At 71.7% G+C, this 15,076-nt stretch carries 14 protein-coding genes; 8 read left to right on the forward strand and 6 right to left on the reverse strand.

What is annotated here, in order from left to right; translation table 11 throughout:
• Window positions 1-16: 16 nt before the first annotated feature.
• The 8 genes from map (at window position 17) to ACFQ53_RS09845 (ending at window position 6,133) form a co-directional block, all read left to right on the forward strand.
• Window positions 17-859, forward strand: coding sequence for a type I methionyl aminopeptidase (gene map / locus ACFQ53_RS09810; protein WP_377858817.1), 843 nt, complete (start codon window positions 17-19; stop codon window positions 857-859).
• Window positions 860-1,095: 236 nt separating this feature from the next.
• Window positions 1,096-1,317, forward strand: coding sequence for a translation initiation factor IF-1 (infA, locus tag ACFQ53_RS09815; protein WP_109274698.1), 222 nt, complete (start codon window positions 1,096-1,098; stop codon window positions 1,315-1,317).
• Window positions 1,318-1,390: 73 nt separating this feature from the next.
• Window positions 1,391-1,504, forward strand: a complete 114-nt coding sequence (rpmJ, locus tag ACFQ53_RS09820) for a 50S ribosomal protein L36 (RefSeq protein ID WP_087105259.1) — start codon at window positions 1,391-1,393, stop codon at window positions 1,502-1,504.
• Window positions 1,505-1,779: 275 nt separating this feature from the next.
• Entirely contained in the window at window positions 1,780-2,154 is a 375-nt protein-coding gene (gene rpsM / locus ACFQ53_RS09825) for a 30S ribosomal protein S13 (protein ID WP_200501860.1), read from the forward strand.
• Between the two features lie 86 nt (window positions 2,155-2,240).
• Window positions 2,241-2,645 carry a 30S ribosomal protein S11 gene (gene rpsK / locus ACFQ53_RS09830; protein WP_109274700.1) on the forward strand — a complete coding sequence of 135 codons (405 nt, stop codon included), beginning with the start codon at window positions 2,241-2,243 and terminating at the stop codon, window positions 2,643-2,645.
• A 112-nt stretch (window positions 2,646-2,757) separates the two neighbouring features.
• Window positions 2,758-3,753, forward strand: coding sequence for a DNA-directed RNA polymerase subunit alpha (locus ACFQ53_RS09835; protein WP_152351801.1), 996 nt, complete (start codon window positions 2,758-2,760; stop codon window positions 3,751-3,753).
• Window positions 3,754-3,786: 33 nt separating this feature from the next.
• Window positions 3,787-4,452 carry a 50S ribosomal protein L17 gene (gene rplQ, locus ACFQ53_RS09840; protein ID WP_249478976.1) on the forward strand — a complete coding sequence of 222 codons (666 nt, stop codon included), beginning with the start codon at window positions 3,787-3,789 and terminating at the stop codon, window positions 4,450-4,452.
• A 178-nt stretch (window positions 4,453-4,630) separates the two neighbouring features.
• Window positions 4,631-6,133 (forward strand): peptidoglycan recognition protein, encoded by a 1,503-nt coding sequence (locus tag ACFQ53_RS09845; RefSeq protein WP_377858833.1) that lies wholly within the window; start codon window positions 4,631-4,633, stop codon window positions 6,131-6,133.
• Window positions 6,134-6,202: 69 nt separating this feature from the next.
• Here the strand turns inward: ACFQ53_RS09845 and rbsK are convergent, their stop codons facing one another.
• The 6 genes from rbsK to ACFQ53_RS09875 form a co-directional block, all read right to left on the reverse strand.
• Window positions 6,203-7,099, reverse strand: coding sequence for a ribokinase (rbsK, locus tag ACFQ53_RS09850; protein ID WP_377858836.1), 897 nt, complete (start codon window positions 7,097-7,099; stop codon window positions 6,203-6,205).
• 1 nt (window position 7,100) lies between these two features.
• On the reverse strand, window positions 7,101-8,486 hold the full coding sequence (gene fucP / locus ACFQ53_RS09855) for an L-fucose:H+ symporter permease (protein WP_249478979.1): 1,386 nt from the start codon (window positions 8,484-8,486) through the stop codon (window positions 7,101-7,103).
• Window positions 8,487-8,591: 105 nt separating this feature from the next.
• Window positions 8,592-9,617, reverse strand: coding sequence for a sugar-binding domain-containing protein (locus tag ACFQ53_RS09860; protein ID WP_377858840.1), 1,026 nt, complete (start codon window positions 9,615-9,617; stop codon window positions 8,592-8,594).
• 5 nt (window positions 9,618-9,622) lie between these two features.
• Window positions 9,623-11,977: a phosphoribosylformylglycinamidine synthase subunit PurL gene (purL, locus tag ACFQ53_RS09865; protein WP_377858843.1), complete on the reverse strand. Its 2,355-nt coding sequence runs from the start codon at window positions 11,975-11,977 to the stop codon at window positions 9,623-9,625.
• A 118-nt stretch (window positions 11,978-12,095) separates the two neighbouring features.
• Window positions 12,096-14,324 carry an acyl-CoA dehydrogenase gene (locus ACFQ53_RS09870; RefSeq protein WP_377858846.1) on the reverse strand — a complete coding sequence of 743 codons (2,229 nt, stop codon included), beginning with the start codon at window positions 14,322-14,324 and terminating at the stop codon, window positions 12,096-12,098.
• The gene (locus ACFQ53_RS09875; protein WP_377858848.1) at window positions 14,321-15,028 is read right to left on the reverse strand and encodes a TetR/AcrR family transcriptional regulator; all 708 of its coding nucleotides are present in this window, start codon (window positions 15,026-15,028) and stop codon (window positions 14,321-14,323) included. Before ACFQ53_RS09875 ends, ACFQ53_RS09870 begins: the two co-directional genes overlap by 4 nt.
• Between the last annotated feature and the right edge of the window lie 48 nt (window positions 15,029-15,076).

Here is a 15,076-nt window from a genome sequence, read left to right on the forward strand (position 1 = left end):
GAGCCGGGTCGACCCGATGAGCCTTCTGCGCCGCGAACGCCCGGAAATCAAGACCCCGGAGCAGATCGCCCTCATGCGGCGCAGCGGTCTGCTGCTCTCGCGCGTGCACGACATGCTCGCCGACCACATCCGCCCGGGCGTCACCACCGGCGAGCTCGACCGCCTCGCCGAGGAGATGATCCGCGACGAGGGCGCGCTGCCGAACTTCAAGGGGTACCAGGGGTACCCCGCCACCGTGTGCATCAGCGTGAACGAGGTGATCGTCCACGGCATCCCGGGCGCCCAGGTGCTCCAGGAGGGCGACCTGGTCTCGATCGACGGCGGCTGCATCGTCGAGGGCTGGCACTCGGATGCCGCCCGGACCCACGTGGTCGGGGAGTTCCACTCCGAGGCCGATCGGCACCTCGTCGAGGTGACCCGCGAGGCACTCTGGCAGGGCATCGTCGCTCTCGCGAGCGCGCACCGGGTCGGCGAGATCGGCGCCGCCATCGAGGACCACGTGGACGCCGAGGCGCTCGGCGAGCTCAGCCACCTCGAGGAGTTCGGCGGCCACGGCATCGGCACGGCCATGCACCAGGCCCCCGACGTCATGAACTTCCGCACCCGCGACCGCGGTCCGAGGATCGTCCCCGGGATGTGCCTCGCGATCGAGCCGATGCTCGTCCAGGGCCCGGCGGAGTGGGAGATGCTCGCCGACGACTGGACGGTGCGTGCGACTGGCGGCGGCCGCGCCGCCCATGTCGAGCACTCGACCGCGGTCACCGAGCAGGGGCTCGTGGTCCTCACCGCGGCCGACGGCGGGGCCTCCGAGCTCGCCGCCCGCGGGGTGGCCGCCGCGCCGGATCCGCTCGGGGCCTGACCCGGACCTGCTCCGCGCCCGACCCGCGCCCGCGGCGTGACGGGGTTCATCCCCTCCGCCCCTCGGTCCTGCGCGAGTTCGACGGTAGGATGGTCGATCGGGTGTGCTCCGTTCGCGTTCGGGCGCGCCCAGGCGCCTCTCACCGGAACCGGGCCCGCCCGGTCCGTGTGCGATGCGCCCGGAGACCGACGCGAAACCCCGCCCCGCGACCGCGGCGGCGAGGAGATAGGGGAGGCATGGCCAAGAAGGACGGCGTGATCGAGGTCGAAGGCACGGTCAAGGAGGCGCTCGCCAACGCGCGTTTCCGGGTCGAGCTGGACAACGGGCACAAGGTGCTTGCGCACATCTCCGGGAAGATGCGGCAGCACTACATCCGCATCCTGCCCGAGGACCGCGTGGTCGTCGAGCTCAGCCCCTATGACCTCGACAAGGGCCGCATCGTCTACCGCTACAAGTGATCCCGGCGCCGCGCACCCGTGCGCGGTCCGCCGGGCGGGGAAGAGATTCCCCTGAACCCGCGAGAAGGAAGTCATGAAGGTCAAGCCGAGCGTGAAGCCGATCTGTGACAGCTGCAAGGTGATCCGTCGCCACAGCGTGGTCATGGTCATCTGCAAGAACCCGCGGCACAAGCAGCGTCAGGGCTGATCGGGTCCCCCGAGAATCCCTGGCCGCGCGAGCAGCCGCGCCCGCGCCGCGTCCCGAGATCCGCTTTCCTGCGGATCGACGAGGGAGGCGAGCGGGCATCCCGGTGATCCGGGAGTCCCGGAGCATCCGGGGCACGGGGCCACGGCCCCGACACAACAGAAGAGCCGGCACCGCCGACGGGGGAAACCCCGACGGACACCCGCAGACGGAGGCTGCGGCGCACCACGGGTGCGAGGTGTCGTCTCAGGCCTCCGAGACAGTAGGAGAACTGCACCATGGCACGTCTGGTTGGCGTTGACCTGCCGCGCGACAAGCGCGTCGAGGTCGCCCTGACGTACATCTTCGGAATCGGGCGCACCCGCGCCCTCGAGACCATCGCCGCCACCGGCGTGGACCCGAGCATCCGTGTGCGCGACCTCAGCGACGAGGACCTCGTCAAGCTGCGCGATCACATCGAGGCGAACTACCAGCACGAGGGCGATCTGCGCCGCGAGATCGCCGCGGACATCCGCCGCAAGGTCGAGATCGGCAGCTACCAGGGCCTGCGCCACCGTCGTGGCCTGCCCGTGCACGGCCAGCGCACGAAGACCAACGCGCGCACCCGCAAGGGCCCCAAGCGCACCGTGGCCGGCAAGAAGAAGGCCCGCTGATCAGCGCTCCGCGCGCCCTGCAGCAACTCCGCGCCGCCTCTTCACGGCGCATCGATCACCTGAACTGAACCGAGGAGCTCCGCCTCATGGCTACGAAGACCCGCCAGGCGGCGGCGCGCAAGCCGCGCCGCAAGTCCAACAAGAACATCGTGAACGGCCAGGCTCACATCAAGAGCACGTTCAACAACACCATCGTCTCCATCACCGACCCCACCGGCGCCGTGATCTCCTGGGCCTCCGCGGGCCAGGTCGGCTTCAAGGGCTCGCGCAAGTCCACCCCCTACGCCGCGCAGATGGCCGCCGAGGCCGCCGCCCGCCGCGCGCAGGAGCACGGCCTGAAGAAGGTCGACGTCTTCGTGAAGGGCCCGGGCTCGGGCCGCGAGACCGCGATCCGCTCGCTCACCGCGACCGGCCTCGAGGTCGGCTCCATCCAGGACGTCACCCCCCAGGCCCACAACGGCACCCGCCCCCCGAAGCGTCGTCGCGTCTGATGCAGCCGTCGTTCCCGCGCGCTCCCGCTGAGGGAGTGCGCAGGGACGACGACCCGTGGTCATCCACCCCTCATGAGCGTCATATGGCGGACGCTCGCAGAAAGGACACACCGTGCTCATTGCACAGCGCCCCACGCTGACCGAAGAGGTCGTGTCGGAGTACCGCTCCCGGTTCGTCATCGAGCCGCTCGAGCCCGGGTTCGGCTACACGCTCGGCAACTCGCTGCGCCGCACCCTCCTGTCCTCGATCCCCGGTGCCGCGGTCACCTCGATCCGCATCGACGGCGTGCTGCACGAGTTCAGCACCGTCCCCGGGGTCAAGGAGGACATCACCGAGGTCATCCTCAACATCAAGGGCCTGGTCGTCTCCTCGGAGAACGACGAGCCCGTCGTGATGTACCTGCGCAAGGAGGGTGAGGGCGACGTGACCGCCGCCGACATCACCCCGCCGGCCGGCGTCGAGATCCACAACCCGGATCTGCACATCGCGACCCTCTCGTCGAAGGGCCGCCTGGAGATCGAGCTGGTCGTCGAGCGCGGCCGCGGCTACGTCTCCGCCGCGCAGAACAAGGGCGTGGACGCCGAGATCGGCCGCGTGCCGGTCGACTCGATCTACTCGCCCGTGCTCAAGGTGACCTACAAGGTCGAGGCGACCCGCGTCGAGCAGCGCACCGACTTCGACCGTCTCATCGTGGACGTCGAGACCAAGCCGGCCATCTCCCCGCGCGACGCCCTGGCGTCGGCCGGGAAGACCCTGGTCGAGCTGTTCGGCCTGGCCCACGAGCTGAACAACGAGGCGGAGGGCATCGAGATCGGCCCCTCGCCGACGGACCAGGCGCTCGCGCAGGACCTCGCCCTGCCGATCAGCGACCTGAACCTCACGGTCCGCTCGTACAACTGCCTCATGCGCGAGGGCGTGCACACCGTCGGTGAGCTCACCTCCCGCTCCGAGGCCGATCTGCTGGACATCCGCAACTTCGGGCAGAAGTCCATCGACGAGGTCAAGGCGAAGCTCGCCGACCTCGGTCTGTCGCTCAAGGACTCGCCGGCCGGCTTCGATCCCTCGGCCATCGCGACCTACGACGACGACTACGGCGACCAGTACTGACCTTCCGTCTTTCCATCTTCTAGGAGAACGACCATGCCTGCTCCCACCAAGGGTGCTCGCCTCGGTGGATCCCCCGCCCACGAGCGGATGATCCTCGCGAGCCTCGCGACCGAGCTGTTCCGTCACAAGTCCATCACCACCACCGAGACCAAGGCGAAGCGGCTGCGCCCGTACGCCGAGCGTCTGGTGACCTTCGCGAAGAAGGGCGACCTGGCCGCGCGCCGTCGCGTCATGCGCACCATCCGCGACCGCGGCGTCGTGCACGTGCTCTTCGAGGAGATCGCCCCGACCCTCGCTGAGCGTCCCGGCGGCTACACCCGCATCACCAAGGTCGGCCCCCGCAAGGGCGACAACGCCCCGATGGCCGTCATCGAGCTGGTCAGCGAGGCGTACTCGCCCAAGCAGGCCGTCGTGAAGGAGGCCGAGGGCGCCGCCAAGGGCGCTGCCAAGGCCGACGCCGCGAAGGCCGACGAGGCCGCGACCGAGGCCCCCTACGGCGAGGACTCCTTCCGCGGGGAGAACCCGCCCGAGGGCTTCGACATCAAGGGCAACGAGGACTCGATGAAGTTCCACGCGCCGGACTCGCCCTGGTACGGCCGCACCGTCGCCGAGGTCTGGTTCCGCACCGCCGAGGCCGCCGAGAAGGCCGGCTTCGTCAACGCGGTGAAGAGCGCCGACGAGGAGTCCGAGGAGGCCTGATCCAGGCCATCCGGACTCCGCGTCGTCCGACGCACGAAGGGCCCGCCGAGCCGCTGCTCGGCGGGCCCTTCGTCATCCCGGGCAGGTCCGTGGCCGTCCCAGGGGAGGCGCCGCCTCGCCCGCGTCCGCTAGCGTGGGGAGCGTCCGAGCCGGATCCCTTCCCCCCAGGAGACCTGCCATGACCCCGCGATCCACGTACCCGCGCCCCACGATCCCAGAGCCCACGACGCAGGACATCGGCCGCCGCGGCCTGCTGCGCGCCGGCGCCCTCACCCTCCCCCTCGCACTCGCCGGAGGCGGCGCCCTCGCCCTCGCCGCGCCGGTCCACGCCGACCCCTCGGTCACGGGCGGAGAGACCCGTACGCGCGACGTGCCCCTCGCGGACCTGCCCCGACGCGCGAGCGACCAGGGCGCCCGAGCTCGCGTGATCGAGGACGCCGCCGGAACGATGGTCGGCGCCAGCTGGAGCGGCACGGAGCCCGACGTCCTGCGGGTGCGCGGCCGCGCGAGCGGGGCGGAGTGGAGCTCCTGGTTCCCGCTCGAGATCGCCGAGGATCCCGAGGACGGGACGTCCCTCGGCGCCGCGGAGCCCGCCTGGCTGGGCGCGGCCGACGAGATCGAACTGGTCGCGGTCCGCGACGGCGAGGATGTCAGCGACGAGCTCACCGCCCATGTCCTCACCACCTCCCCGCGCGAGGAGGAGAAGGACGGCGCCGCCCCGTCGGCCCTTCAGCGCATGAGCACCCGGGCGGTCGCCGCCGGCGACGCCGTCGAGCTCGGACCCGGCGCCCCCACGATCGTGCGCCGCAGCGCCTGGGGCGCCGACGAGTCGCTCGTGGGCTCGGTGAGCTCCGCGAGCGAGCTGCGGGCCGTCGTCGTCCACCACACTGCGGGCTCGAACTCGTACGCGAAGGCCGATGCGCCCCAGCTCCTGCGGGGCATCCTGAGCTACCACACGAAGACGCTGGGCTGGGCGGACATCGGCTACAACCTGCTCGTCGACAGGTACGGCACGATCTACGAGGGGCGCCACGGCGGGCTGCACAAGCACATCATCGGGGCGCACGCCTACGGCTTCAACACCTTCAGCTGCGGGGTCAGCGTGATGGGCACCTTCACCTCGAGCGCGCCGCCCAGCGCAGCGATCTCCGCGGTGCAGAAGGTCGCCGCCTGGAAGCTGCTCGGCGCCTTCCGCACGAACGCGAGTCAGCAGTTCGACTGGGTCTCCACCGTGACCGGCGGCGGCAGCCTGTACGACGAGGGCGAGACGGCGCACCTGCGGCGCATCTTCGGCCACCGGGACGTGAACGCGACCGAATGCCCGGGCAACGCGTTCTACCCGAAGCTGTCCGGGATGCGCAGCAGCACGACCTCCGCGATCTCGAGCGCGTGGAGGCTGCACCTGGACGCCTTCGCGAGCCCGGGGGAGAAGACGCTGGGCACCGTCACCCAGCTCGTCCACGTCGAGGGGGCGTACTACGTCACGCGGCTGACCAAGGGCTTCGTCATCTCCAGCGCGTCCGGCGCGAAGGATGCCCGCGCGACCCAGTTCCGCACCTGGACCACGGCATGGGGTCTCCCGCTCGCCGCCTCACGGGTCGTGGACGGCCGCCGCATCCAGGACTTCTCGAACGGCCAGGCCGTGCGCGAGGACGGCGAGGAGACGTTCACGCGCTCCTGAGCGACGGAAGGCCCGGTCCGGTCCGGTGGTCCGTGCTGTGCCGGACCGATCCGGCCCGGGCCCGGGCCCTCAGGCCCACACGTAGGAGGACTGCGTGCCCTGGCGGGTGACCGAGTCCGCCGCGTAGGCGGTGCCGGCGCGGATCGCCTCGGCGACGTCACGGGTGCGCACCCACTGCGTCGCGAAGCAGCCGATGAACGCGTCGCCGGCGCCCGTCGTGTCCACGGCCCGCACCGCGGGGGCGTCGATGAGCTCGCGACCGCCCTCGTGGATCCACAGAGCGCCGCGCGCACCGAGGGTGACGATGACGTTGCGGATGCCCGCGGCGAGCAGGACCTCGGCGGCGCGCTGGATGTCCTCGATACCGTCGACCGGCATGCCGGTGAGCAGCTCGAGCTCCGACTCGTTGGGCACCAGGAACTCGACCCCGGTGATGCGGGAGAGGTCCAGGTCGGGGGAGGCGGGAGCGGGGTTCAGCAGCACGGGGATGTCGAGCTCGGCCCCCAGCGCCATCGCGGCCGCGACCGTCTCCAGCGGGATCTCCAGCTGGAGGACGATGAGCTCGCAGCGCGCGATCGCGTCCCGCGCCTCCTCGACGTCCTGCGGGGTGAGCAGGGCGTTCGCCCCCTTGATGATGAGGATCGAGTTGCGCGACTCGGGGTCCACGAAGATCGGGGCGACCCCGGAGGAGGCCCGTGTGCGCAGCACGTGGTCGGTGCCGATGCGGTTGTCCTCGAAGTTCTTCAGCGTGGTCTCGGCGAAGACGTCGTCGCCCACGCGCGTGACCATCACGACCTCGGACCCCAGCCGCGCCGCGGCCACCGCCTGGTTCGCGCCCTTGCCGCCGCAGCCCATGCGGAAGTCCGGCGCCTCGACCGTCTCGCCCTCGCCGGGCATCCGGTGGATGTAGGAGATGAGGTCGACCATGTTCGAGCCGACGACGGCGATCCTCGTCGCGTGCGCCATCTCAGATCTCCTCGCCGGTCGTCGTCCGTCGGCCGCGCCGACGCAGGATCAGGAAGTACACGAGCACCGCGGCGAAGCAGAACAGGTTCACGATGAAGCTGAAGCGCATCGAGCCCGTGGTGTCGGAGATCAGCCCCTGCACGGCGGGGATCACTGCGCCGCCGATGATCGACATGACGATGATCGCGCCGCCGGTCTCGGTGAAGCGCTTGTCCTCGATGACGTCGAGGTTGCGGGCGAAGATCGTCGCCCAGCACGGGCCCAGCAGCGCGGAGGCGACGATCGCCGCGTACACCGAGGTGAAGTTCGGGGCCGCGACCACGTACAGGATGGTCGCCATGCCGAGCGCCGAGTAGATGATGAGCACGAGGTCCTCGTCGAACCGCGTCATCAGCAGGTTCGCGACGAACTTGCCGACGAAGAAGGCGATGAACGCGGCGATCAGATACGAGGCGGCCGCGCGCTCGTTGAGGGAGTCGTCGAGCACCAGGGCCAGGCGGATCGTGAAGGACCACAGGGCGGTCTGCATGCCCACGTACAGGAACTGGGTCACGATGCCCGCGCAGAAGATCCGGTTGCGCAGCAGGTAGGCGAGGGTCTCGCCGATCGAGGCCTTCTGCTCGGTCGCGTCCTCGCGCAGCGGCTTGGAGTGCGGGTACTGGGTGATGGCGATGAGCGCCACGAGCACGAGCAGCAGCACGAGGATCACCTTGTACGGCTCGAGCGTGCGGCCGAGCGCCTCCGAGGTGATCGCGAGGCGCTCGGACTCCGAGGAGGCGCTGGCGACGCGCTCGTGCAGGGCGTCACCGTCGGTGAAGACGAGGAACTTGCCCAGCAGTGCGCCGCCCAGGAAGCCGAAGGCGGTGAAGGTCTGGGAGATGTTCAGCCGCAGCGTCGCGCGGCGCCGGGGACCGATCATCGAGGAATAGGTGTTCGCCGAGGTCTCCAGGAACGACAGTCCGATGGCGATCGCGAACAGCGAGCACAGGAACACCGAGTACGTCGCGACCTGCGAGGCGGGGAAGAACAGCACGCAGCCCAGCACGTAGACGCTGAGCCCGACCAGCAGACCCGTCTTGTAGCTGGTGCGGCGGATCACCCGGCTGGCGGGGATCGCGACCAGGAAGTAGCCGCCGTAGAACGCCGACTGCACGAAGGCGGAGGCGAAGTCCGAGAGCGTGAAGACGGCCTTGAACTGGGTGATGAGGATGTCGTTCATGCTGGCCGCCATGCCCCACATGGGGAAGCAGATCGACAGCAGGATGAACTGGAACAGCGGCGTGCGGTCGAGGTAGCCGTCCTTCAGCTGACGGGAGCGGTCCTTGATGACGCCCCAGGACGTGTTGGGCACGCCCTCCTCGCCCACGGCGGTCTTCGCGGTGGTCATTCCAACTCCTTTGTTCGGACACCTCAGTGAAGGTGTCCGGTGCCGCAGGGCGCAACGTCGAGACGGCACATATGTGCCGATGCGGGGGAGCGGGTGTCGGAGTCGTCAGTCGTCGTCGGTCATGAGACGCCGGGCCGTGGCGAGGTCCGTGACCAGGTGGTTCGCGTAGCGTCGGGCGAGCGCCGCCCGGATCACGGCAAACTGCTCCGCCCCGCCCGCGACGAGCACCGTGCGGCCGGTCCTGCGCAGCGCGGTGAGGGTGGGGCCCGAGGTGCGCTGGCTGAGCGTGGGGGCGACGATCCGCCCGTCGGCGTCGAGGAAGCGGCCGCAGATCCGGCCGATGGAGCGATCCCGGATCTGCGCGCGCTCCGCGTCCGTGAGGAGCCCGGGGTCCGTCAGCGCGAGCGGGTCCGCGTGAGCGGCGCCGAACAGGAGGACGCCCGCCCCGTGGACGAGCGCCTCGTGCCCCCGGGAGTCCGCCTGCTCGTCGCGGGCGATCCGTGCGGCGAGCGACGCGTGGACGGTGGGCGCGGGCGCGCGATGGACGGGGACCGCGGTGCGGCCGACGAAGGCCTCGAACGCGGGGTCGGGGCCGCCGGCCCGGTCCTGGCCGCCGAGGACGACGAGGGAGCCGGGCCGCACGCGCAGGCGATCGAGAGCCGACTCGAGGGTCGACCGCACGGCGCTCGACCACCACACGGCGAGCGTCGCACCCTCCATGGCGCCGGCGGCGTCGAGCATCTCGGCGGCGCCGTGGCCCAGTGCCTGGTCCAGATCGGAGGGGCCGCGGCCCGCGGGCACCACGAGGCGCACGTCGCTCAGGCCGAAGCGCTCGCGCAGGCCGTGGGTGAGGGCGCGGTCGGACTCCCGGGGGTCGAGCACGAGGGTGCGCACGAACCCCTTCGCGCGCGCTGTCGCCAGGAGCTTCGAGACCTGCGGACGGGAGACGTGCAGGGCCTCGGCGATCCGCTGCTGGGAGAGCCCGCGGCCGTGGGCGAGCTTGGCTGCGTCCAGGGCGAGGGCGTCGCGCGTGCTCAGCGGCAGCTGCTCCCGATCGACCTCCCCGACGGGCGGGACTCCGCCGTCGGGCGCCCCGCCGTCGCCCGGTGCCCTGCCGGGCGCCTCGTGCATCGTGCTCAGCCGAAGTGCTGCGGCAGCGTCCCCTCGCGCAGGGAGCGCAGCTCGGCGAGGGGGAGGGCCTCGAGGGAGGCGATCGAGAGGTCCTCGCCGCCCGTGCTGCCGATGACCAGCGCCGGCACGCCGTGCTCGCCCGCGAGGTCGAGCAGCTCGTTCTCGCGCGCGGCGTCGACGGCCACGAGGGCCCGGGCCTGGGACTCGGAGACGAGGGCCGTGAACAGGTCGATCCCGTCGCGCGCGAGCACGTCCGCGAGATCGACCTGCGCGCCGACGCCGAACCGGGTGGTCGCCTCGACGAGCGCCTGGGCGAGGCCGCCCTCGGAGAGGTCGTGCGCGGCGGTCGCGAGGCCGCTCGTGCCGGCGCCGATCAGCACCTCGGCGAGCGCCCGCTCGGCCTCGAGGTCGACCTGCGGAGGCATCCCGCCCAGGTGGTCGTGCGCGACCTGTGCCCACGCCGAGCCCGAGAGCTCCTCGCGCGTGGCGCCCAGCAGCACGACGGACTGACCGGCCTCGTGCCAGCCCGAGGGCGTGCGCGCGGTGACGTCGTCCATCACGCCGAGCACGCCGACGACGGGCGTCGGGTGGATCGCGGAGTCGATGCGCCCCGCCTCTCCTGTCGAGTTGTACAGGGAGACGTTGCCGCCGGTCACAGGGACGCCGAGCGTCTCGCAGGCCTCGGCGAGCCCGTGGATCGCCTCGACCAGCTGCCACATGGGGCCCGGGTCCTCGGGGGAGCCGAAGTTCAGGCAGTCCGTCACCGCGAGCGGCCGTGCGCCCACGGTCGCGACGTTGCGGTAGGCCTCCGCGAGGGCGAGGCGGGCGCCCGTGCGGGGGTCGAGCTTCGTGTAGCGGCCGTTCGCGTCGGTCGCGATCGCGACCCCGCGGTGCGTGGTCTCGTCCACGCGCAGCACGCCCGCGTCGTCGGGCATGGCGAGCGCCGTCTGCCCGCCCACGTAGCGGTCGTACTGGTCGGTGACCCAGTGGGAGGAGGCGAGGTTCGGGGAGGCGACGAGCGCGCGCAGCGCGCCGCCGATCTCCTCGGCCGAGGCGGGCCGCGCCAGCTCCTCGGCGCGGTCGGCCTGCAGCGCGTCCTGCCAGTCGGGGCGGGCGAACGGGCGGTCGTAGGTCGGTCCGCCGTGCGCGACCGTCACCGGGTCGACGTCGACGATGCGGCGACCGTGGTGGTCGATGGTGAGGCGGCCGTCGCCCGTGACCTCGCCGATCACCGCCGTCTCCACGTCCCACTTCGCGGTGATCGCGAGGAATGCCTCGAGGTTCTCGGGCGTCACCACCGCCATCATGCGCTCCTGCGACTCGCTCATGAGGATCTCGCCGGCGTTCAGCGTGGGGTCGCGCAGCAGCACGTTCTCGAGGTCCACGTGCATGCCGGAGCCGCCGTTGGAGGCGAGCTCGCTGGTCGCGCACGAGATGCCCGCGGCACCGAGGTCCTGGATGCCCTCGACCACCCCGCCGTGGAACAGCTCGAGGCAGCACTCGATGAGGACCTTCTCCATGAAGGGGTCGCCCACCTGCACGCTCGGGCGCTTCACGGGGCCGCCCTCCTCGAAGGTCTCCGAGGCGAGGATCGAGGCGCCGCCGATGCCGTCCCCGCCCGTGCGGGCGCCGAACAGCACCACCTTGTTGCCGGTGCCGGTGGCCGACGCCAGGTGGATGTCCTCGTGGCGCAGCACGCCCACGGCGAGCGCGTTCACGAGCGGATTCGTCTGGTAGGCGGCGTCGAACACCGTCTCCCCGCCGATGTTCGGCAGGCCCAGGGAGTTGCCGTAGCCGCCCACGCCGGAGACCACGCCGTGCACCACGCGCGCGGTGTCCGGGTGGTCGATCGCGCCGAATCGCAGCTGGTCCATGACGGCGACGGGCCGCGCGCCCATGGCGATGATGTCGCGCACGATGCCGCCCACGCCCGTGGCCGCGCCCTGGTGGGGCTCGACGTAGGAGGGATGGTTGTGGGACTCGACCTTGAAGGTCACCGCCCAGCCGTCGCCGATGTCGACGACGCCCGCGTTCTCGCCCATGCCCACCAGCAGGTGCTCCGTCATGGCGGGCGTGATGTGGTCGCCGAAGGTCTTGAGGTGGATCTTCGAGGACTTGTACGAGCAGTGCTCGGACCACATGACCGAGTACATGGCGAGCTCGGCGTTGGTGGGACGGCGGCCCAGGATCTCCCGGATGCGCGCGTACTCGTCGTCCTTCAGGCCGAGCGCCGCGAACGGCTGCTCCTGCGCGGGCGTCGCGATCGCGTCCTCGACGGTGTCGATGTCGGAGCGGGCGTCGGCCGCATCGAGCGGGTCGTGCGGGTCGTGGTGCTCGGAGAGGGGTGCTGGGGCGGTCATCGCTTCGTCTGCGTCCGTTCGTCGCGCACGGTGGAGGGAACCGGGCCAGTCTACGGGCGCGCGCGTGCGGCGGGCGCGCCCGCCCACCGCACGGGATCGGTCCCCTTCGCGGCCCGCCTCAGCGCCGGGCGCTCTTGGGTGCCTGCGTGTCCCGGGCCTTCTTCTCGGCCTTCTCCTTCGCGCGCAGCGCCTTCTCGCTCACGGGCGCATCGGCCGATGCGCGCTGGGCGCGGAAGAAGGCCGCCGCCTCGTCCTGGCGCTCCTGCTCCGCGCCCAGCGCGATGGGGGCGCGCACGTGCCCCGGCCGCACGTCGAAGGCGTCGACGAGATCCAGCACGTGCGGGCGCAGACGCCACAGCAGGCGCTTGATGTCCGCCGAGACCTGCCGGCCGCGCTGGGCGGAGAGCTGGCCGTTCAGCAGGTACCAGGCCAGATCGTCCTGCAGGAGGGAGAGGCCGAACAGGTCGCGCACGTCGGTGAGGACCTCGCGCGATGCCTCGTCCTCGACGGACTCGATACCCGCGGTGAAGGCGCGCCAGCGCACGAGATCGGCGTGGGCGCGCGCCGCATCGAGCAGCTCGACCTGGTGCTTGTTCACGAGGGCGGCGGCGTCGGCCGGAGCCATCCGCGCGCCCGCGCGCAGCGCGAGAGCGACCTCCTCGACCTTCACGCGTGCGCGCTCGGCCAGCAGGTGCTCCTGGACGTCCGCCTGACGCAGCGTCTCGGAGGACCGCCGGGCGTTGCCCGCGTCCGAGGCGGTCTGCACGAGACGCCCCCACGGGGTGTGGCGGTGGGCGAGGACGTCGGCCCGCTGCGCGATGAACCGGCCGATCCCGGCGCGGTCGATGCTGCGCAGCTCGCTCGTGTAATCGGCGAGCAGGCGCTTGGCGACCAGCTGCAGCAGCACCGTGTTGTCGCCCTCGAAGGTCGCGTACACGTCGAGGTCCTGGTGGAGGCCCACCAGCTGGTTCTCGGCCATGAAACCCTGCCCGCCGCAGGCCTCGCGGCACTCCTGGATGGTGTCCAGGGCGAGCCTCGTGGAGGTCGGCTTGAGGGCGGCCGCGAGGGTCTCCAGGTCCTCGCGGCCCTCGGGGGTGTCCCCGCGGCCCGAGAAGACGTCGTCGAAGGCCCGCAGCAGCTGCTCGTGGGCGAAGGCCCCCGCGTAGGTCGCGGCGAGCTTGGGGAGCAGCCGCGCGAGGTGGCTCTGGTAGTCCAGCAGCACCGTCTCCTGGGTGGGCGAGGCGGCCGTGAACTGCCGGCGCTGGGAGGCGTAGGTCAGGGCGATCGTGAGCGCGAGCTGGCTCGCCCGGTTCGCCGAGCCGTCGAGGGAGACCCTGCCCTGGACGAGCGTGCCGAGCATCGTGAAGAAGCGCCGGCCGGGCGACTCGATGGGGGAGGAGTAGGTGCCGTCGGCCGCGACGTCCCCGTAGCGGTTCAGCAGGTTCGTGCGGGGCACGCGGACGTGGTCGAAGGCGAGGCGGCCGTTGTCGATGCCGTTGAGGCCGCCCTTCTCGCCGTCGTCCTCGCTGCGCACGCCGGGGAGCATCTCGCCCTTCTCGTCGCGCACGGGCACGTAGAAGCAGTGCACCCCGTGGTCGACGCCGCGGGTGATCAGGCGCGCGAACACCGTCGCGGCCCGCGCGTGGACCGCCGCGTTGCCGAGGTAGTCCTTGGTGGCGGCGCGGAAGGGCGTGTGGATCACCCATTCCCCGTCGTCCCCGCCCTCGGGGTCGAAGGTCGCGGTGGTCCCCAGTGACTGCACGTCCGAGCCGTGGCCGATCTCCGTCATCGCGAAGGCGCCGGGGATCTCCAGGCTCATGGCGTCGGGCACCCAGCGCCGCTGCTGGTCCTCGTCGCCGAGCTGGACGATCGCCGAGGTGAACAGGCCCCACTGCACGCCGGCCTTGATCTGCAGGGACGGGTCGGCGACGACGAGCTCCTCGAAGCCCGCGACGTTCGCCCCGTTGTCGTTGGGTCCGCCCAGGTGCTCGGGGAGCATGGGCAGCGAGACCTGCTCCTCGGCGAGGGTCCGCAGCTGACCGAACACGCGGTCACGGTGCTCGGCGACGCTCGCGTCCAGCGGACGGTGCATCTCCGGGCGCGCCGCGCGCTCGCGGGCCTCGAGGCGGGTCTCCGCCCACTTCCCGAGCAGGGCCCGGGTCACGGCGTCGACGTCGAGGCGCGGGTCGCCGTCGCGGGGAACCGGGATCGGCCCCGTCGGCGTGGTGGACCGCGTCGCCGCGCGGCTCGTCGCCGCGCCGGCGGTCGAGCCCGGTGTCGAGCCCGGGGCCCGGTCCTGGGCGGGATCCGTGGGGTTCTGAGCGTGGTTCTGGGTCGAGGTGGTCATCGCATGCCCTTCATCAGCCATGTCACGAGGTGGTCGGAGAGATCGTCGGCGCTGGGACGGGAGTCGTCCTCGCCGCGCATCCAGCGGTCCACGGCGCGCTCGACGAAGCCGACGGCGCCGGCCGCCCAGATGCCGGGAGCGGGGTGGCCCGCGGGGAGCGCGGCGGCGGCGAGACGCGTCGCGGAGTCCAGGAAATGGTTCAGCCCGTCGCTGGGCCGGGTGACGAACGCGTAGACGTGCGGGGATCGCTGCGCGGTGTCGACGTAGGTGGAGATCATCGCCCGCAGATGGGCCTCGGGGGAGACGCCCCGCTCGCCCGCGCTCGCCGCGGTGCTCGCGAGCTCCCGCACCTCCTCGGTGAGGCGCTTCTGCATCGCGCTGAGGATGTGCAGGCCCAGCGCCCGCTGCAGATGGGCCTTGTCGGAGAAGTACCGGTAGATGATGGACTTCGAGGTCCCCGAGGCCGAGGCGATCTCCTCCATGGTCACGTCGGGCCCGCGCTCGTGGATGAGGTGGCGGGCGACGTCGAGCAGGTCGGCACGGCGCTGCTCGCGATGGCGCGCCCAGCGGGCCGTGCGCCCGTCGCTCTCCGCCGGGGGCGACGGAGAGGCGTCCGACGGAGAGCCGACCGACGGGGAGCCCCCGGCGGACGGGGCCGTCCGGAGCGTCGTGGCGGCGTCGGCCGCGTGCATCCTTGCGTTCACGAAACCAAAGGTATCAAGTACCGGCGGTTGCATGTAAAGTCTTCGTCG

It is taken from the genome of Brachybacterium sp. NPDC056505, from assembly GCF_042794925.1.
Taxonomy (GTDB): Bacteria; Actinomycetota; Actinomycetes; order Actinomycetales; family Dermabacteraceae; genus Brachybacterium; species Brachybacterium kimchii.

Bases quoted from the DNA above. Each gene is read 5' to 3' on its own strand.
- purL (WP_377858843.1), bottom strand. From the start codon at position 11,977: ATGACCGCCCCAGCACCCCTCTCCGAGCACCACGACCCGCACGACCCG.
- rpsK (WP_109274700.1), top strand. From the start codon at position 2,241: ATGGCTACGAAGACCCGCCAGGCGGCGGCGCGCAAGCCGCGCCGCAAG.
- infA (WP_109274698.1), top strand. From the start codon at position 1,096: ATGGCCAAGAAGGACGGCGTGATCGAGGTCGAAGGCACGGTCAAGGAG.
- map (WP_377858817.1), top strand. From the start codon at position 17: ATGAGCCTTCTGCGCCGCGAACGCCCGGAAATCAAGACCCCGGAGCAG.
- rpsM (WP_200501860.1), top strand. From the start codon at position 1,780: ATGGCACGTCTGGTTGGCGTTGACCTGCCGCGCGACAAGCGCGTCGAG.
- fucP (WP_249478979.1), bottom strand. From the start codon at position 8,486: ATGACCACCGCGAAGACCGCCGTGGGCGAGGAGGGCGTGCCCAACACG.
- ACFQ53_RS09845 (WP_377858833.1), top strand. From the start codon at position 4,631: ATGACCCCGCGATCCACGTACCCGCGCCCCACGATCCCAGAGCCCACG.
- rpmJ (WP_087105259.1), top strand. From the start codon at position 1,391: ATGAAGGTCAAGCCGAGCGTGAAGCCGATCTGTGACAGCTGCAAGGTG.
- ACFQ53_RS09870 (WP_377858846.1), bottom strand. From the start codon at position 14,324: ATGACCACCTCGACCCAGAACCACGCTCAGAACCCCACGGATCCCGCC.
- rbsK (WP_377858836.1), bottom strand. From the start codon at position 7,099: ATGGCGCACGCGACGAGGATCGCCGTCGTCGGCTCGAACATGGTCGAC.
- rplQ (WP_249478976.1), top strand. From the start codon at position 3,787: ATGCCTGCTCCCACCAAGGGTGCTCGCCTCGGTGGATCCCCCGCCCAC.
- ACFQ53_RS09860 (WP_377858840.1), bottom strand. From the start codon at position 9,617: ATGCACGAGGCGCCCGGCAGGGCACCGGGCGACGGCGGGGCGCCCGAC.